The organism is Streptomyces sp. NPDC017520 (genome assembly GCF_044329855.1).
Taxonomy (GTDB): Bacteria; Actinomycetota; Actinomycetes; order Streptomycetales; family Streptomycetaceae; genus Streptomyces.
In genome coordinates, this window is the sequence record NZ_JBIRKB010000009.1 from 240891 (window position 1) to 258750 (window position 17860).

The following is a 17860-nucleotide window of genomic DNA, read 5'->3' on the forward strand; positions in this document are numbered from 1 at the left end:
CTCTCAGACGCGGGTGGCGGCGGAGCGGCCGAGCAGCACCCACAGCAGGAACGGGCCGCCGAGGACGGTGGTGACGATGCCGACGGGGAGTTCGACGCCGTCGAAGGCGATGCGGCCGAGGGTGTCGGCGGCGACCACGAGGACGGCTCCGGTGAGCATCGAGCCGACGAGCGGTACGCGCAGGGGGCCGGCGAGCCGGGAGGCGATGACCGGGGAGGCCAGCGCCACGAAGCCGACGGGGCCGCAGATGCCGACCGCGAGGCCCGCGAGGGCGACGGCCAGGAGCAGGGACAGGGCCCGGACCCGGCCGGGGGCGGAGCCGAGCGAGGAGGCGGTCGCGTCGTCGAAGCGCAGGACGCCCAGGTGGCGGGCGACGACGAGGGCGACCGGGACCAGGAGCGCGAGGCCGATGAGGACGGGGACGGCGACGGAGTAGCTGCGTCCGTTGAGGCTGCCGGAGGTCCATACGTAGAGCGAACTCGCGGAGGAGAGGGATCGTCGGGACAGGACGACCTGGGTGATCGCGGAGGCCAGCGCGGACATGGCGAGGCCGACGACGAGGACGCGGTAGCCGCGTTGGCCGAGGCCGCCGGAGACGGTGGTGACGACGATGACGGCGGCGAGCGCGCCGAGCGGTCCGGCCCACCAGGCGCCGAAGGAGCCGGTGGCGCTGAGGGTCACGGAGAGCAGGACGGCGGCGGTCGCCCCGTCGTTGACGCCGAGGAGTTCGGGGGTGGCCAGGCGGTTGCGGGCCAGGGTCTGGGTGAGGCAGCCCGCGAGGCCGAGGGCGGCGCCCGCGGTGAGTCCGGCGACGATCCGGCCGAGGCGGAACTCCCTTACGAGCAGGACGTCGAAGCGGTCGCCCTGGCCGAGCACCGCGCGGAAGGTGCGGCCGACGCCCATGTCGCTCTGGCCCGCGTACGCGGAGAGGACGACGGCCAGCAGGAGGACCCCGGTGAGAGCGAGGGCTGCGAGCGCGGCGCGCCGGGTGACGAGCAGGGACAGCCGGCCGCACCGCAGGACGAGGGTGTCGGCCGGGCGGACCCGGAGCGTCCTGGTCTTCGGCGTGCGGAGGGCGGGGCGGGGCAGGGCGGTCCGGAAACGGCCGGGGCGGTCGGGGGCGCGCTCCTCGGTGGCCGGTTCCGTCATGCCCATCGAGGCCAGTTGCCTGGAGCGGACGATGGCGATGAGGGCGGGGGCTCCGATGAGGGCGACGATGACGGAGACGGGCGCCTCGAAGGGCCGGGAGACCACGCGGGCCGCGATGTCGGAGACCGTGAGGACGCAGGCGCCGATGAGCCCGGCGAGCAGCAGGCGGGCCGCGAGCCGGGTGCCGGCCAGGGCGCGGGCGAGGAATCCGGCGAGCAGGCCGAGGAAGGAGATGGGGCCCGCGAGCGCCACGGCGGCGGCGGTCAGGAGGGTGACGCCGACGGCGACGACCGTACGGATCACGGGTGGCCGGTGGCCGAGGCTGCGGGCCAGGTCGTCGCCGAGGGCGAGGGCGGAGAGCGGGCGGGCGACCAGGAGGGCGACGAGGAAGCCGAGGGCGAGCACCGGCGCGAGGCGGCCGAGTTCGCCGAAGCCCTCGACCCCGGCGAGGGAGCCGAGGACCCAGAAGCGGAATCTGTCGTAGGTCTCCGCGGAGTTGACGACGATGACGCTGGTGAGCCCGCCGAAGGTCGCGCCGAGCGCCGCCCCGGCGAGGACCAGGCGCATGGGAGAGCCGCCGCCGCGCCTTCCGGAGATGAGGAGGACAAGGCCGCTGGCGACCACCGCGCCGACGAACGCGCAGACGAGGTAGGCGTAACCGGAATCGAAGCCGAGGAGTGCGATGCCGGCGACGACGCCGAGTGAGGCGCCCGCGTTGACGCCGAGCAGTCCGGTCTCGGCCAGCGGGTTGCGGGTGACCGCCTGGAGGAGGCACCCGGCGACGCCCAGGGCTGCTCCGACGAGCAGCGCGGTGAAGGTGCGCGGGAGGCGCAGGTCGCCGACGACGAGGGAGAGCCGGGCGTTGTCGCGCGCGCCGTCCCGTCCCAGCAGGTAGTCAAGGACCCCGCCGGGGCCGACTTCGCCCGCGCCGATCGAGAGGGAGAGCGCCGTCAACAGCAGGACGGCGAGGGCCAGTCCGCCGATGGCCGCCGCCACGGTCCGTCCTCGCGGGTCGGCTGTGGAGCGGGGTTCCCCGGTCACGGCGGTGGGCTGTCCGGTGTCCGCGGTTGTTCCGTTCCCGGTTCCCTGGGATGCCTCCTCGCGTCCGTCGGGCACGGTCTCCGCCGTCCGGCCGGTTTCGCCTCCATCCAACTGAACGGTCGAGGAGTCATGTTCGGGAGCCGAGGCCGTGGTCCCCGTGTGCGGCGTATGCATAAGGTGAGGCTAGCCTAAGTAGATAGCGACGGCTCGACACCCACGGAGCGGTCGATTCAATTTAGGTTACCCTTACCTAACATTCAGAGGAGGTTGCTCATGCCTGAGCACATACCGGGCAGAAGTGGCGAGTTCATCGGCCGCACCGCTCTGGTCACCGGTGCCGCACAAGGCATCGGCGCGGCAGTCGCCGGCCTGCTCGCCACCCTCGGCGCCCGCGTGGCCGCCACCGATCGCGCCCGGCCGGGCATCGAGGCGCTGGCCGCCGAGTGGGCCCTGACGCAGGAGAAACCGCCCGGCGGCGAACGCTCGGGAGGCAGTCTGACCCCGTACGTGATGGACGTCACCGACCGCGGTTCGGTGGAGAGCACCGTGGCCCGGGTCGAGCGCCAACTCGGCGCGGTCGACGTCCTGGTGAACGTGGCGGGCATCCTGCGTACCGGCCCGGCGGCGGTGCTCTCGGCGCAGGACTGGGCGGAGACCTTCGCGGTGAACGCCACCGGCGTCTTCCACGTCTCCCAGGCCGTCGCCCCGCTCATGGCGGCCCGCGGATCCGGCGCGGTCGTCACCGTCGGCTCCAACGCCGCCGGCATCCCCCGCACCGGCATGGCCGCCTATGCCGCTTCCAAGGCGGCCGCCGCCATGTTCACCAAGTGCCTGGGGCTCGAACTCGCCCGCAGCGGCGTTCGCTGCAACGTCGTCGCACCCGGCTCCACCGATACGCCGATGCAGCGCGCGCTGTGGGCCGGTCCGGGCGCCGAACAGCGCGTCATCGACGGGGACCCCTCGGCCTACCGCACCGGCATCCCGCTCGGCCGGATCGCCGACCCGGGGGACATCGCGGAGACGGTGGCGTTTCTCGCCTCGGACCGTGCCCGCCACATCACCATGCAGGAGCTGTACGTCGACGGCGGCGCGACCCTGCGCTGACCGGCCCGACCGCCCCTCCCCCTTTCCCTCACCTCCCATCCAGCCCCCCGCACCCGCTGACGGGATCATCGAGAATGGAGTCCCCGTGCCGACGGCATCCCAGGTCGCCACGCACACCGCCCCGGCCGACCAGGCCCATCCGGCCGTAGGAGCGGCCACCTCGCTGCTGGACGCCTACACACCGGGCGCCCACTTTCTCGCCACTCCCGGACGCACCCTGCTCGCACGGGGCTCTGGACGCCAAGTCCCCCACGACGGGAGACCGTTGACCGCGCGGGTGGGCGCCACGCTCGCCGCGGCGGTCGCCGCCGGTCAGGAATCGCCTGTGGTCATGGGCGCCATCCCGTTCGACCACGCCGCCCCGGCCGCCCTGAGCGTTCCGGAGTCGGTGCGAAGCGCGCCGCCGCTCACCTCCGACCCGCTCATCGCCCTGCCCGCGAGCGCGCCCGCCGCGGGCGACTGGCGGATACGCCAGGTGCCCGAACCGGAGATCTACGGCAAGGGCGTCGCAGCGGCCGTGGAGCGCATGTGGCGCGGCGAGTTCAGCAAGGTCGTGCTGGCCCGCACCCTCGAACTCACCTCCGAGGCCCCGCTCGACCTGCCGGCGATGCTCCAGCGCCTCGCCCGCCGCGACCCCTCCGGCTACACCTTCGCGCTGCCGACCGGCCCCGGGCGCACCCTCATCGGCGCCAGCCCCGAACTGCTCGTCTCCCGCCACGGGAAGCAGGTCGTCGCCAATCCGCTCGCCGGGTCGACCCCCCGCAGCGCCGACCTCGCCGAGGACGTGCGCCGGGCGGCCACCCTGCTGGAATCCGTCAAGGACCTCCACGAGCACGCCGTCGTCGTCGACGCCGTCCACCAGGCGCTCGCCCCGCACTGCACGGACCTGACCGTCCCGGCCCGGCCGACGCTCATCCGCACCGCCACCATGTGGCACCTGTCCACCACGGTCACCGGCACCCTCGCCTCCTCCGGCGCCTCGGCACTGGAGCTGGCCTGCGCGCTGCACCCGACGCCCGCCGTCTGCGGCACGCCGACGCCGACCGCCCGTCAGGTCATCGCGGAGACCGAACCGTTCGACCGCGGGTTCTTCACCGGCATGGTCGGCTGGGGCAACGCCGAGGGCGACGGCGAATGGGTCGTCACGATCCGCTGCGCCGACGCCGAGGAGCGCACGTTGCGGCTGTACGCGGGAGCGGGCATCGTCGCCGCCTCCGAGCCCGAGGCGGAGGCCGCCGAGACCGCGGCCAAGTTCCGCACCTTCCTGAGCGCCGTGGGAGCCGAGCTGTGAGTACGGACGTGGCGCCCACCTGGCCCGACGAGTTCGCGGAGAGGTACCGGGCGGCCGGATGGTGGCGCGGGGAGACCTTCGGGGAGATGCTGCGGCAGCGCGCCGAGGACCACCCGGACCGGGTCGCCGTCGTCGATCCGGCGGCGGGAAGCCGGTGGACGTACGCCGATCTCGACCGGCGCGCCGACCGGCTGGCGGCGGGGTTCCTCGCCCGCGACATCGCCAAGGGCGACAAGGTGGTGGTGCAACTCCCCAACATCGCCGAGTTCTTCGAGGTGATCTTCGCGCTGTTCCGGATCGGCGCGCTGCCCGTCTTCGCGCTGCCCGCGCACCGCGAGAGCGAGATCACCTACTTCTGCGAGTTCACCGAGGCGGTGGCGTACGTCATCGCGGCCGAGCACGGCGGCTACGACTACCGTGAGCTGGCGTCGAAGACCCGCGCCAACGTGGACACCCTGCGCCATGTCTTCGTCGCCCAGGGGGATCCCGGCGAGTTCGAGGCGCTGTCCGAGGTCGCCGAGGAGCCGGTCGGCTACGGCGGCCCGCGCCCGGACGACCTGGCCTTCCTCCAGCTCTCCGGCGGCAGCACCGGCGTACCGAAGCTGATCCCGCGCACTCACGACGACTACATCTACTCGCTGCGGGGATCCAACGAGATCTGTGCCGTCGACGAGAGGAGCGTCTACCTGTGCGTCCTGGCGGCGGCCCACAACTTCCCGCTGTCATCGCCCGGTTCGCTCGGCACGCTGTACGCCGGCGGCCGTGTGGTGCTGTGCCCGGGGCCCTCGCCCGAGGTGGCGTTCCCGCTGATCGAGCGTGAGGGCGTCACCATCACCGGGCTCGTGCCACCGCTGGCCCTGCTGTGGACGGAGGCAGCGCCGGGCACCGCGCACGACCTCGGCAGCCTGGACGTCCTGCTCGTCGGGGGCGCCAAGTTCAGCGAGGAGGCGGCCCGCCGGGTCCGCCCCGCTCTCGGGTGCACGCTCCAGCAGGTCTTCGGCATGGCCGAGGGGCTGGTCAACTACACGCGGCTGGACGACCCCGTCGAGACCGTCGTCACCACCCAGGGGCGGCCCATCTCGCCCGACGACGAGATCCTCGTCGTCGACGACGACGATCACGAGGTGGCCCCGGGCGGGACCGGTCATCTGCTGACCCGGGGGCCGTACACCATCCGCGGCTACTGGAACGCTCCCGAGCACAACGCCCGTTCCTTCACCGAGGACGGTTTCTACCGCACCGGCGACATCGTGCGGGTCACCGGCACCGGGCACATCGTCGTCGAGGGGCGGGCCAAGGACCAGATCAACCGGGGCGGCGAGAAGATCGCCGCCGAGGAGGTCGAGAACCACATCCTCGCCCACCCGGCCGTGCACGACGCCAACGTGGTGGCCGAGCCCGACCCGTATCTGGGCGAACGCGTCTGCGCCTACGTGATCCTGCGCTCGGGCGCGGGTCCGCTCAAGGCGGTGGCCGTCAAGCGGTTCGTACGCGAACGGGGCCTGGCCTCCTACAAGGTGCCGGACCGGGTCGAGTTCGTCGACGCCTTCCCGCAGACCGGCGTGGGCAAGGTCTCCAAGAAGGACCTGCGCAACGCCGCGGCCCGCACCGCTTCTCCCTCCCCGTCCCGCTGAACGACTCCCGTCCCGCTGAACGACTCCCCGAACGGATCCCCCTCCACCATGGCTCTGCCCGCCATCGCTCCCTACCCCATGCCGGTCGCCGACGAGCTGCCCGCCAACCGGGTCGGCTGGACCGTCGATCCCGCGCGTGCGGTGCTCCTCGTCCACGACCTGCAGAACCATTTCCTGTCGGCGTACGACCGCCGGGCCGAACCCGTACCCGAACTCCTCGCCCACGTGGCCGAGTTGAAGAAGAGCGCCACGCGGCTCGGCGTGCCGGTCCTCTACACCGCACAGCCCGGCGGCCAGAGCCCCGAGGAGCGCGGTCTCCAGCAGGACTTCTGGGGCCCCGGACTCCCGGCCGACGAGCACCTGGCGGCCATCGCGGACGAGGTCGCACCCGACACGGGCGACACCGTGCTCACCAAGTGGAAGTACAGCGGGTTCGTCCGCACCGATCTGCTGGAGCGCCTGCGCGAGCAGGGTCGCGACCAGATCGTCATCACCGGCGTCTACGCCCACATCGGTGTGCTCATGACGGCGTGCGACGCCTGGATGCGGGACATCCAGGCGTTCGTGGTGGCCGACGCGGTCGCGGACTTCTCGGCCGAGGACCACGCGATGGCTCTGCGCTGGGCCGCGGGCAGGTGCGCCGTCGTCACGACGGCCCGGACCGTCTTCGAAGGGAAGTGACCGCGGTGGCGCTCACGCTCGAACAGCTCCGTGCCGATGTCGCCGACGTCCTGGGCGAGGACCCGGAGGAGATCCCCCTCGACGAGAACCTCGTCGACTACGGCCTCGACTCCGTCCGCCTCATGTCACTGGCCGCCGCCTGGCACCGCGACCACGGCATCGAGGTGGCCTTCGCCGACCTCGCCGAGCAGCCCGCGCTGGAGTCCTGGGCCCCGCTGCTGGGTGTGACCGGCTGACGCCGCGGCCGTCCAGGGGCCCGGCCTCTCCCCGCAGCGGCACCGCCACTGGCACGTCGCCGGGACACGGGATCAGCGGGTGGCACGATCCCAGGGACGGGAGGACCGGGAATGTGCCCCTGCTGCGGGTGCCGCGAGACCCCCTGATCAGGGAGTTCAGCCGTCCCTCACCGAGTTGACCGGCGATCGGCGGGACCGGTCCAGGGAGGCCTCGCGCGCGGCCCAACCGAGCTGAGCCCGTGCCGTCCGGGGACGGGCCGCCCCGCCCCCGGACGGCATCCCGGTCGGCTCAGGCGTCGCCGAGTGCCTCGGAGACCAGCGCCCTGGCCTCCTCCTGGACCCGGGCGAGGTGGCCGGGGCCCTGGAAGCTCTCCGCGTACACCTTGTAGACGTCCTCGGTGCCCGAGGGGCGGGCGGCGAACCAGGCGCTGTCGGTGCAGACCTTGAGGCCGCCGATCGCCGCTCCGTTGCCGGGGGCCTCGGTGAGCACGGCGGTGACGGGTTCTCCGGCCAGGGTGTCGGCCTTGACCTGCTGCGGGGAGAGCCGGGCCAGGACGGCCTTCTCCTCGCGGGTGGCGGGTGCGTCGACGCGGGCGTACGCCGGGTCGCCGAAGCGGCTGGTGAGCCGCGTGTAGTGCTGGGAGGGGGTGGAACCGGTGACGGCGGTGATCTCGGAGGCGAGGAGGGCCAGCAGGATGCCGTCCTTGTCCGTGGTCCAGACCCGGCCGTCGCGGCGCAGGAAGGAAGCCCCGGCGGACTCCTCGCCGCCGAAGCCGAGGCTGCCGTCGTAGAGGCCGTCGACGAACCACTTGAAGCCGACCGGGACCTCCACCAGGGTGCGGCCGAGGTCGTGGGCGACCCGGTCGATCATGGACGAGGAGACGAGCGTCTTGCCGATGCCGGTCCCTGCTGCCCAGCCGTCGCGGTGGGTGTAGAGGTATTCGATGGCGACGGCCAGGTAGTGGTTGGGGTTCATCAGGCCGCCGTCGGGGGTGACGATGCCGTGCCGGTCGGCGTCGGCGTCGTTCCCGGTGGCGATGGCGTACGCGTCGCGCTGGGCGATCAGCGAGGCCATGGCGTGCGGGGACGAGCAGTCCATGCGGATCTTGCCGTCCCAGTCCAGCGTCATGAACCGCCAGGTGGGATCGGCGAGCGGGTTGACGACGGTGAGGTCGATCCGGTGGCGTTCCGCGATCCGCCCCCAGTAGGCGACGGACGCGCCGCCGAGCGGGTCGGCTCCGATGCGGATGCCCGCGTCCCGTACGGCGTCGAGGTCGAGGACGGAGGGCAGGTCGTCGACGTACGCGGTCAGGAAGTCGTACCGGTGGGTGGTGTCGGCGGCCAGGGCCTGGGCGTACGGCATCCGGCGGACCACTCCGAGTCCGGCCTCGATCAGGGCGTTGGCCCGGTCCTGGATCCAGGAGGTGGCGTCGGAGGCGGCAGGCCCCCCGTTCGGCGGGTTGTACTTGAAGCCGCCGTCGGCGGGCGGGTTGTGCGAGGGGGTGACCACGATGCCGTCGGCCAGGTGCTCGGTGCGGTCCCGGTTGTACGTGAGGATGGCGTGCGAGACGGCGGGGGTCGGGGTGTAGCCGTCCTCGCTGTCGATGAGGACGGTGGCCCCGTTGGCGGCGAGCACCTCCAGGGCGGTGACCCGGGCGGGTTCGGACAGTGCGTGGGTGTCCGCGCCGAGGAACAGGGGGCCGTCGGTGCCCTGGCGGGCGCGGTAGTCGCAGATCGCCTGGGTGGTGGCGGCGATGTGGTCCTCGTTGAACGCGGCGGCGAACGCGGAGCCGCGGTGGCCGGAGGTCCCGAAGGCCACCCGCTGGGCGGGCTCGGCGGGATCGGGGTGGAGGGCGTAATAGGCCGTCACCAGCCGTGCTACGTCGACCAGGTCTGCGGACTGCGCCGGGTGACCGGCCCGTTCGTGCACCATCGGGGCTCCTCGTACGTCTTCGTCGTCGGCCGGCCCGTGGGGAGACGGGCCCGGCGCACCGGGGAAACGATCACCCGGTCCGTACCCGATTCTGCTCTCCCGGCCGCTCCGGTGCGCGACCGGTTCACGCCTTCCTCGTGTCGCTCCCCGGCCGGAGCAGCGCCGCGCCCCCTTGTCCGGAGCGGACCGGGGGCGCGGCGGCGTACGGGCGGGGGTCAACGGCCCTGGAGGGACCTCACGTTGTCGCCGAAGGTCCAGCCCCTGGAACCGTCCCAGTTCAGGGACCAGGTCATCAGCCCCTTGAGGGAGCCGTTGTAGTGGTTCCAGGCCTGCGAGACGAGCCCGGTGGACATGTGGCCGCCGCCGGCGCCGGGCTGGGCGGGGAGGCCGGGGACCTGCTTGTCGTAGGGCACCTTGATGGTGGTGCCCTGGATGACCAGCCCCTTGTTCAGGCAGTCGGTCTGGGCGGTGAAGCCCGCGACGGTGCCGGCGGAGTAGGAATCGCCGGAGCAGCCGTACATGCTGCCGTTGTAGTACTGCATGTTCAGCCACCACAGGCGGCCGTTGTCGGCGTACTTCTTGATGATGGGCAGGTACGAGCCCCAGATCGAGCCGTAGACGACGCTGCCGCCGGTGACGTACGCCGTCTCGGGGGCCATGGTGAGACCGAAGTTCGGCGGCATCGCGGCGAGGACGCCGTCGATGATGCGGATGAGGTTGGACTGCGACGCGGACAGCTGGTTGATGTTGCCGCTGCCGACGAGGCCGGTCTCGATGTCGATGTCGATGCCGTCGAAGTTGTACTTCTTCAGGATCGGGACGATCGTCTGGACGAACCGGTCGGCCACCTTGCTGGAGCTGAGATCGATCCCTGCCGCGGCTCCGCCGATCGACATGAGGGTGGTGAGGCCGGAGGCCTTGGCCTGACACATCTCGGCGGGGGTGGCGACCTTGACGGTCCTGTCCATGCCGTCCTCCCAGAGGACGGTGCCGTCGGAGCGGATGACGGGGAAGGCCGCGTTGATGACGTTGTAGCCGTGCTGGGTGATGCGGGAGTCGGTGATCGGGATCCAGCCGAGCGGCGGGTGCACGCCGTTGGCCGCCCCGTCCCAGTTCTCCCAGTACCCCTGGAGCACCTTGCCCGTGGGCTTCGACTTGACCGCGCAGGTCTCGGCGGCCGCGATCTTCGTCTCCGCGGACTTCGGCGGCGCGGCTCCGACCAGCATCGGTACGACGAGTGCCGCGGCCAGGCCGAGGCCCAGCAGTCGTGATGTACGCCCCATGATCCGTATGTCCTTCCGGCCCGGGTCCGCCGCCGACGGACGAAAGGTTCGCCCCGCCCCGCCCTATGTCGTGACCCTGCCAAACCGTAGAATGGTCCAGACCTTCGGTCAAGAGTGCCCGCCGACGGAGCTCACCACGGCAGCGTGACCCGGTGCCGTCACCTGGCGCCCGGTTCCTGGCGGGGCACGGTGCGCACGCCGTCGTGGATCGAATGGGCCATGATCACGGGTCCGCTGTAGGTGCCGTCGTTGATGGTGTTGTGGTTGATCGACACGGTGGTACCGGCGGGCTGCCGGGGCGTCAGGTCGTCGAGCAGGCCGCGCAGTTCCTCTGCGGCCTCGGGGTTGTCGCGCAGGGCCCGGCGGAGCCTGATCCGCCACTCGGCGGCGACGTCCGCGGCACCGTCCTCGTCGCCGTTCCGGCGTGCCGCGATCAGTTCCTCCCGGGACTCCTCCAGCTCCGCGTCGATCACCTCGACGTCCTCGCCCCGCGCCAGGAACCGGGCCACCCGTCCGCGCGCCTGCGTCCAGGCCTCCGTCACCATCAGCCCCACGAAGGCCGTCGCCCCCGATGCCGCCAGTGCCGTCAACTCGGCTTCCACCGGACCCCCTCTGCCTCGCCGTCGTGCCGTTCCGGGCGTGCTGCCCGTCGCTGGTGCAACCGTAGAGAGCCAACCGCCCCCGCGGAAGCGGAATCAGGGGCGCGGCACGGGGCATTTCCGGCCAGGGCGGCCGATCCGTGCGGAGGCGTGTATGCGCTGCGCCGTCGTTCGGAGCCGTTCGGCCGTTCGGGCCGTTCGGGGCCGTTCGGGGCCGTTTCCGCTCGGGACCGACGGTCGCGCAACCATGCCGACGCCGGATGCGTGATGATGGACGAGGGGCCGCGACACAACGGCGTTGCGCCGACACCGCCGGCCGACGCCCCGGAAGGGGCGGTCACCATGTCCGCAGCCGGAGTCAGGGCCTCGGCCGCAGTACTGTTCACCACGCTCGTGCTGGCCGTGACGGCCGCGTGCACCGGCGGGGGCGGTCCCTCACCCTCGCCCCGCAGCAGCTCCCCCTCCGGGGCGGGCCGGGCCGCCGTACTCGCCGTGAAGATCGACAATGTGGGGCCCGCACGCCCCCACACCGGTCTGGAGCGGGCCGACATCGTCTACGTCGAGCAGGTGGAGGCCGGCCTGAGCCGGATCCTCGCCGTGTACTCCTCCGCCCTGCCGCCGGTCATCGGCCCGGTGCGCAGCGCGCGGGAGACCGATCTTGAGCTGCTGCGGCAGTTCGACCGGCCTGCGCTGGCCTTCTCGGGGGCGCAGAGCAGGCTGCTGCCGTTCATCGACCGAGCACCGCTGGACCCCGTGCCGCCCTCGGAGGCGCCCGGGGCGTACTTCCGGGGTCCGGACCGGCCCGCGCCGCACAATCTCTATCTGCGGCCGCAGCGGATCCCGTTCGAGGCCTCCGGGGTGAACGCGGTCGGGGAGCTGGGGCTGGAGGTCGGCGCGCCGCCCCCCGGCGGGGAGCGGGTGGACAGCCGTACGGTTCGCTATCCTTCCGCGTCCGTGACGTTCACCTGGTCCGCCGACCGCGAGCGGTGGCTCGTCTCCCTGGACGGCTCCCCCGCCCGCACCACCGAGGGCGACCGGCTCGGAGCCGGGACGGTCGTCGTCCAGGACGTGACGGTGCGGCCATCGGCCTTTCGCGACCGGTCCGGGAGCACCAGCCCGTTCACCGAGACCGTGGGCTCGGGAGACGCGGTCGTCCTGCGGGACGGCCGGGCGTACGAAGCCCGATGGTCGCGGAGCGCGGCCGACGCGGACACCGTGTACACCACCCCCGACGGACAGCGCGTCGACCTCGCCGAAGGGCCGCTGTGGATCCTGTACGCGCCGCGCGGGGGCGCCTGAGCGACGGCCCCGCGAAGCGCCCGCAGGGGCACCCCGGGCGGCGGGGTCGGCCCCACGGCCCGGGGATCTCCCGCCCGGCTATCGGGAGCGGGACAGCAGCGCCCCGCCCGCGTACTGTGCCGACTGGCCCAACTCCTCCTCGATCCGGATGAGTTGGTTGTACTTGGCCGTGCGGTCGGAGCGGGACAGCGAGCCCGTCTTGATCTGGCCACAGCCGGTCGCGACCGCGAGGTCCGCGATCGTGGTGTCCTCCGTCTCGCCGGAGCGGTGGGACATCACGGCGCTCCAGCCCGCACGGCGGGCCGTGGCGACCGTGGCGAGGGCTTCGGTCAGGGTGCCGATCTGGTTGACCTTCACCAGGACCGAGTTGCCGACGCCGGTCCGGATCCCCTCGCGCACCTGCGCCTCGTCGGTGCAGAACACGTCGTCGCCGGTGAGCTGGCAGCGGTCGCCGACGCGGGTCGTCAGCTCGCGCCAGCCGTCCATGTCGTCCTCGGCCATCGGGTCCTCGATGGAGACGACCGGGTACACGTCGATCAGCTTGACCAGGTAGTCGACCTGTTCGGAGGGGGTGCGGCGCACGCCCTCGCCCGCGTACACGTACGCGCCGTCGCGGAAGAACTCCGACGAGGCCGGGTCCATGATCAGGCCGATGTCCGCGCCGGGGCGGTACCCGGTGCGCTCGACGGCGCTCATCACGAAGTCGAGCGCCTCCTCCGCGGTGCGCAGCGCGGGCGCGAAGCCGCCCTCGTCGCCGACACCGGTGGCGTGTCCGGCGGCGAGCAGGTCGCGTCGCAGGGTGTGGAAGATCTCGGAGCCCATGCGGACGGCTTCCGCGAAGGTCTGCGCCCCCACCGGCGCGATCATGAACTCCTGGAAGTCCAGCGGATTGTCCGCGTGCGCGCCGCCGTTGATGATGTTCATCATCGGCAGCGGGAGAAGACGGGCGTCGGCGCCGCCGAGGTAGCGGTAGAGCGGCTGGCGATGCGCCGCCGCGGCGGCCTTCGCTGCGGCGAGGGAGACCCCGAGGATCGCGTTCGCTCCGAGCCGGGCCTTGTCGGGTGTGCCGTCGAGTGCGACGAGCGCGGCGTCCAGACCGGCCTGGTCGTCCGCGTCGCGGCCGACGACCGCGGCGGCGATCTCCTCCCTGACGTGGGCGACCGCACGGTCGACGCCCTTGCCGTGCCACTGCCCGGCGTCGCCGTCGCGCAGTTCCACGGCCTCCCGCGCACCGGTGGACGCGCCGGACGGGACCGCGGCGCGGCCGAGGGACCCGTCGGCGAGGCGGACGTCGGCCTCGACGGTGGGGTTGCCCCGGCTGTCGATGATCCTGCGGGCGGTGACGGACTGGATGACGGTGGGCTCAACTGCCTTGGGGGCCATGCGAGGTCCTTCCGAAGTCACACGCCGCGGCACTCTTGCGACAACGCCGGCGCGAGCCGCGACGACGCAACTCTACAGCAAGACTGTTCAGATTTGCTGTTCAGCTGGACTGCTCAGGTTTGCTGCTCAGTCTTGCTGTCCAGTCCTGCTGACCGGTTCCGCTCCGCCGCCCGCCCGCGGGACCCGCTGCCGATCACGGGTTAAAGTGCCCTATGCCCACCCCGGAACCCGCCACCGTCGCCGCCGATCTGCGCATCGCCATGGGCAGACTCGCGCGGCGCGTGAAGCAGGAGGACCGGATCCCGCACGGTCAGGTCGCCGTTCTGGGCGTCCTCGACCGGAACGGAGCCATGACCACCAGCGACCTCGCGGCGGACCAGCGCGTGCGCCCCCAGTCGATGGCCCGCGCGGTCGGACTCCTCATGGACCAGGGCCTCGTCGTCCGCCGGGCGCACCCGACGGACGGCCGCAAGTCCCTCGTCGACCTCTCCGACGTGGGGCGGGCGGCGCTGGAGGCGGAGCGCGACCGCCGTGCCGACTGGCTCGCCCGGGCCATCGACCTCGAACTCGACGAGGACGAGCAGGAGACGCTCGCGCGCGGCGCCGCCCTGATGGAACGGCTCGCCGCGTACTAGACGCCCGGCACGACGGCGGGCCGGGGCGCCGGGCCCGGACGGCGGGGAAAGCGCGTTGCCGGGGGCGTACGGGTGTGTCAGGGTCGCCCGGTGAACGCCTCGCGATGTGACCTTCTGCGCCGCCAGTTCGATCTGACCTGGTCGCTGTTCGAGTACCACCTGGAGCGGCTCGACAACGAGGACTTCCTCTGGGAGCCGACGCCGTTGTGCTGGACGGTGCGCCTGCGGGCCGACGGCCGGTGGATGCCGGACTGGGCGGAGACGGAGCCCGACCCCGTGCCGGTGCCGACGATCGGCTGGCTCAGCTGGCACATCGGCTGGTGGTGGAGCACGACGATCGAGCACTCCCTGGGCCGCGAGCCCCGGGACCGTGAGGACGTCGCATGGCCGGGCGACGCCGAGGGGGCGATCGGCTGGCTGCGTGAGCTTCGGGAGGCATGGCTGGGGGTGCTGGACGGCCTTGACGACGCGGCTCTCGACGCCGCCGCTCCGTCTCCCTGGGAGCAGGGGCCGGACCACACCACGGCGCACATGGCCGCGTGGGTGAACGCCGAGCTGATGAAGAACGTCGCGGAGATCGGGCAGCTCCGGATGGTGCGCGCGGCCTCTTCCGGCTGACCGACGGCCTTCCGGGACCGGATCGCCAACACCCCTTCCGAGACGCTGGGTTAGGCTCACCTCATCCAGGGGAAGTCCTGCCTCGCCTCTTCCGCTCTCGCAAGGAGACGCACATGCGTCCGGTGATCGACGAGAATCCGTTCGCCGTCTTCGGTCTGCCGGGCAGCCCGGGCAGCGACGCGTTCTGGGCGGCGGCTCGTACGCCCGCGTCGATCCCCGTCGACGGAGGGTGGCGGACCCTCTTCCTGTGGCGTGGTTCCGGGACGGTGCGCGGCGACGGGGCCGTGCTGGACTTCGAGAGCTGGTCGCCGCCCGTCCCGTTGCGTCGCTGGGGCGGTACGGATTGCTGGTACGCCGAAGTTCGGATGCCCGCGCGGCTACGGGTGACCTACCGCTTCATCGCCGGGGACGCGGCCCACGCCGACCCGTTCAACCCGGTCGGCGCCGGGGCGGACCGTTCCGTCGCCGCGACTCCGGACGCCCCCGCCCAGCCGTACTGGCCCGCTCTCGGCGCGGACGACGTGCTCCCCCTCCCCCGTACCCGGATCCGCTGGAGCAGCGACCGGCTCGGCGGACGACGGACCGTGCGCGTCCACCCGGCGGGCGGAGGCGGTCCGGTGGTGCTGCTGCTCGACGGGGACGACTGGCTGTATCTGCATCCGGCCGTGACCGCCTTCGACGCGGCCGTCGCCGCGGGTGACATGCCTCCGGTGACCCTCGTGTTCCTGCCGGCCAAGGACCGCGAGGCCGAGTTCGCCTGCCGCCCCGAGCTGTGGGAGGCGGTCCGGGACGAACTGCTGCCGCTGGTCGCCGAGTCCGACGTGCCGGCCCGCCTCGACCGGCTGGTGGTCGCCGGGCAGAGCCTGGGCGGTCTGAGCGCGCTGTACGCGGCTCTGGAGTTCCCGGAGCTGGTCTCGCGGGTCGCCTGTCAGTCGGGGTCCTTCTGGTGGGCCCCCGGCGCGGAGTCGTTGCCGGATCCGCTGGGCGGGGTCCTCGGTGGAGCCGTCGCCGAGCGACTGCGCCGGGGCGCCGACCTGTCGGGGCTGCGGTGCGCGTTCGACGTGGGCGAGCACGAGCACCCGATGCTGCCGCACTGCGAGCTGACCGAGAAGCTGACCGAGCGGGCCGGCGCCACGGTCCGGGTGTCGCGTTCGGCGTCCGGGCACGACCGGGCGGGCTGGCGGCACGCCCTGCTCAGGGACGTCGCCTGGGCCCTCGGCTGAGCGGTTCCCGGAGCGTGCGCGGGCGCACCCCGGGAACCGCCCGGTGGTTCACCTGGCCACGGCCCGGCAGTAGGCCTCGTCGCCGGCGAGGAGATCGCGGTGGGTGTCGTCGGCGGTGATGACGCCCTCGTCGAGGACGAGCACCCGGTCCGCGGCGTCCAGGAGCGCCGGACTGCTGGTGAGCACGAGCGTGGTCCGGCCCCTGCGCAGCTTCGCGACGTTGCGCGCGATGAGCTGTTCCGTCACCGCGTCGACGGCCGTCGTCGGATCGTGCAGGACCAGTACGTCGGTATCGGCGGCCAACGCGCGGGCCAGGGCCAGTCGTTGCCGCTGGCCTCCGGAGAGGTTCGCGCCCCGGTCGCGGATCGCGTAGTCGAGCCCCTCGCGGTGGAGGGCGACGACATCGGTGAGCATGGAGGCTTCGACGGCCGCCTCGATGCTCCGGCCGGTGCCCGACGGGTCGATGTTCGTCCGGAGCGTGCCGGCGAAGATCTCTCCGTCGTAGGGATTCACCAGCAGGTACTCGCGGACCGCCTCGACCGACAGGTCCGCGATCTCCCGGCCGCCGACCCGCACCACTCCCCCGTACGCGTGGGGGGCGACGTTCACCGAGAGGACGGCGGCCAGGTCGGCAGCCGCGCGCGGCTGGTACGCCGCGATCGCCACGAACTCTCCTGCCGAGACGGTGAAATCGACCCCCCGGAGGGTTCCGTGGCGCAGGCCGTCGACCTCCAGGTCTCCGCCGGGCTCCGGACGCCCGGGACCCGGTGTCGTCACGGGTGGCGCGGTCAGCACCAGAGCCATGCGCTCGGCCGAGGCACGGGCGATCATCACGTACTTGGGCATCTCGGAGAACATCTTCAGCGGTTCCATGATGAACTGCGCGAGGCCCACGGCCATGACGAGTTCTCCGATGGTGATCCGGCCCTCGAAGGCCAGCCAGCCCGCCGTCAGCGAGACGGCCGCGGCGAGGACCGCGTTGAGGGCGAGCGCGGTGCCGGCGTAGACGCCGTTGACCCGGGCGACGGTGATCGCCTGGCGTTTCGCGTCCGTGCTGACCTTGCGGTAGGAGCCGAATGCGGCGTGGTTGCCGCCGAAGCCGTGGAGCGGGCGCAGCCCGATGATGAGGTCGGCGACCTTGGCGCCCGCCCGGGCCACCCGGGCCTGCTGTTCCTGCGTACTGGCTCCGATCCGCCTGGACATCACGGCGAGGACCGACAGGATCGTGACGGTTCCCACGATCACCAGCAGCCCCAGCCGGAGGTCCGCCAGGCTCAGGGCGACCGCGGCGACCGCGACGGCGACCAGGGAGCTGATCAGCAGGGGCACCACCTCGATGATGTCGGCGGTCTGGTCGGCGTCCTCGGTGGCGATGGTCAGGATCTCGCCGGACTTGAGGTCCACGTCCCTGGCCACCGGCTGGAGTCCGCAGGCGGCCACCCGTACTCGCCAGCGGTGTGCCTCGGTGGTGTTGGCCTTCTGCAGCACGCGCATGCCGAACCGCCACGACAGGGACACCGTCGTGATGATCACGGCCAGCGAGCCGATCGAGACGCCGAGCGAGCCGAGGCTGCGGTCCTGCATCGTGTGCTCGACGATCAGTCCGAGAGCGATGGGGAACGCGGTCTCGGCGGCCTGGTACAGGCCCATGAGGACGGTGCCCGCGACCATGGCGCCGATGTTGCGGCGCAGCGCGGTCCGCAGGATGGCGGCGCCCGGGCGGGGGTGCTCGGTGTCGGGGGTTTTCACAG

The 17860-nt window shown here is 72.6% G+C and carries 15 protein-coding genes; 9 read left to right on the forward strand and 6 right to left on the reverse strand.

Going from position 1 to position 17860, the window contains the following annotated elements; translation table 11 throughout:
• Positions 1-3: 3 nt before the first annotated feature.
• Entirely contained in the window at positions 4-2364 is a 2361-nt protein-coding gene (fhuB, locus tag ACH4KB_RS23030; RefSeq protein WP_398067758.1) for a Fe(3+)-hydroxamate ABC transporter permease FhuB, read from the reverse strand.
• A 99-nt stretch (positions 2365-2463) separates the two neighbouring features.
• Between fhuB and ACH4KB_RS23035 the strand changes: the two genes are divergently transcribed.
• From ACH4KB_RS23035 to ACH4KB_RS23055, 5 genes are all read left to right on the forward strand, one after another.
• The gene (locus ACH4KB_RS23035; RefSeq protein WP_398067759.1) at positions 2464-3294 is read left to right on the forward strand and encodes a 2,3-dihydro-2,3-dihydroxybenzoate dehydrogenase; all 831 of its coding nucleotides are present in this window, start codon (positions 2464-2466) and stop codon (positions 3292-3294) included.
• A gap of 85 nt (positions 3295-3379) precedes the next feature.
• Positions 3380-4585, forward strand: a complete 1206-nt coding sequence (gene dhbC, locus ACH4KB_RS23040) for an isochorismate synthase DhbC (protein WP_398067760.1) — start codon at positions 3380-3382, stop codon at positions 4583-4585.
• Positions 4582-6219, forward strand: coding sequence for a (2,3-dihydroxybenzoyl)adenylate synthase (locus tag ACH4KB_RS23045; RefSeq protein WP_398067761.1), 1638 nt, complete (start codon positions 4582-4584; stop codon positions 6217-6219). The genes dhbC and ACH4KB_RS23045 overlap by 4 nt, the downstream gene beginning before the upstream one ends.
• Before the next feature lie 48 nt (positions 6220-6267).
• Positions 6268-6900: an isochorismatase family protein gene (locus ACH4KB_RS23050; RefSeq protein WP_398067762.1), complete on the forward strand. Its 633-nt coding sequence runs from the start codon at positions 6268-6270 to the stop codon at positions 6898-6900.
• A gap of 5 nt (positions 6901-6905) precedes the next feature.
• A complete protein-coding gene (locus ACH4KB_RS23055) occupies positions 6906-7136 on the forward strand; it encodes a phosphopantetheine-binding protein (protein ID WP_398067763.1) in 231 nt (76 codons plus the stop codon).
• Positions 7137-7425: 289 nt separating this feature from the next.
• Here ACH4KB_RS23055 and pgm read toward each other — a convergent pair whose 3' ends face one another.
• The 3 genes from pgm to ACH4KB_RS23070 all read right to left on the reverse strand — a co-directional run bounded on the left by pgm (position 7426) and on the right by ACH4KB_RS23070 (position 10954).
• Positions 7426-9069, reverse strand: a complete 1644-nt coding sequence (pgm, locus tag ACH4KB_RS23060) for a phosphoglucomutase (alpha-D-glucose-1,6-bisphosphate-dependent) (protein ID WP_398067764.1) — start codon at positions 9067-9069, stop codon at positions 7426-7428.
• 215 nt (positions 9070-9284) lie between these two features.
• A complete protein-coding gene (locus tag ACH4KB_RS23065) occupies positions 9285-10352 on the reverse strand; it encodes a chitinase (RefSeq protein WP_398067765.1) in 1068 nt (355 codons plus the stop codon).
• Positions 10353-10510: 158 nt separating this feature from the next.
• On the reverse strand, positions 10511-10954 hold the full coding sequence (locus ACH4KB_RS23070; protein ID WP_398067766.1) for a hypothetical protein: 444 nt from the start codon (positions 10952-10954) through the stop codon (positions 10511-10513).
• 339 nt (positions 10955-11293) lie between these two features.
• On the opposite strand from ACH4KB_RS23070, the gene ACH4KB_RS23075 reads away from it, so the two are divergent.
• Complete coding sequence (locus ACH4KB_RS23075; protein WP_398067767.1) at positions 11294-12250, forward strand: DUF3048 domain-containing protein; 957 nt, start codon at positions 11294-11296, stop codon at positions 12248-12250.
• A 78-nt stretch (positions 12251-12328) separates the two neighbouring features.
• Here the strand turns inward: ACH4KB_RS23075 and eno are convergent, their stop codons facing one another.
• Positions 12329-13633: a phosphopyruvate hydratase gene (gene eno / locus ACH4KB_RS23080; protein ID WP_398067768.1), complete on the reverse strand. Its 1305-nt coding sequence runs from the start codon at positions 13631-13633 to the stop codon at positions 12329-12331.
• A gap of 212 nt (positions 13634-13845) precedes the next feature.
• Here eno and ACH4KB_RS23085 point away from each other — a divergent pair, with 212 nt between their 5' ends.
• The 3 genes from ACH4KB_RS23085 to ACH4KB_RS23095 all read left to right on the forward strand — a co-directional run bounded on the left by ACH4KB_RS23085 (position 13846) and on the right by ACH4KB_RS23095 (position 16109).
• Positions 13846-14268: a MarR family winged helix-turn-helix transcriptional regulator gene (locus tag ACH4KB_RS23085; protein ID WP_398067769.1), complete on the forward strand. Its 423-nt coding sequence runs from the start codon at positions 13846-13848 to the stop codon at positions 14266-14268.
• Between the two features lie 90 nt (positions 14269-14358).
• Positions 14359-14886 (forward strand): DinB family protein, encoded by a 528-nt coding sequence (locus tag ACH4KB_RS23090; protein ID WP_398067770.1) that lies wholly within the window; start codon positions 14359-14361, stop codon positions 14884-14886.
• A 113-nt stretch (positions 14887-14999) separates the two neighbouring features.
• Positions 15000-16109, forward strand: a complete 1110-nt coding sequence (locus ACH4KB_RS23095; protein ID WP_398067771.1) for an alpha/beta hydrolase-fold protein — start codon at positions 15000-15002, stop codon at positions 16107-16109.
• Positions 16110-16157: 48 nt separating this feature from the next.
• Here ACH4KB_RS23095 and ACH4KB_RS23100 read toward each other — a convergent pair whose 3' ends face one another.
• Positions 16158-17858: an ABC transporter transmembrane domain-containing protein gene (locus ACH4KB_RS23100; protein ID WP_398067772.1), complete on the reverse strand. Its 1701-nt coding sequence runs from the start codon at positions 17856-17858 to the stop codon at positions 16158-16160.
• Positions 17859-17860 lie beyond the last annotated feature (2 nt).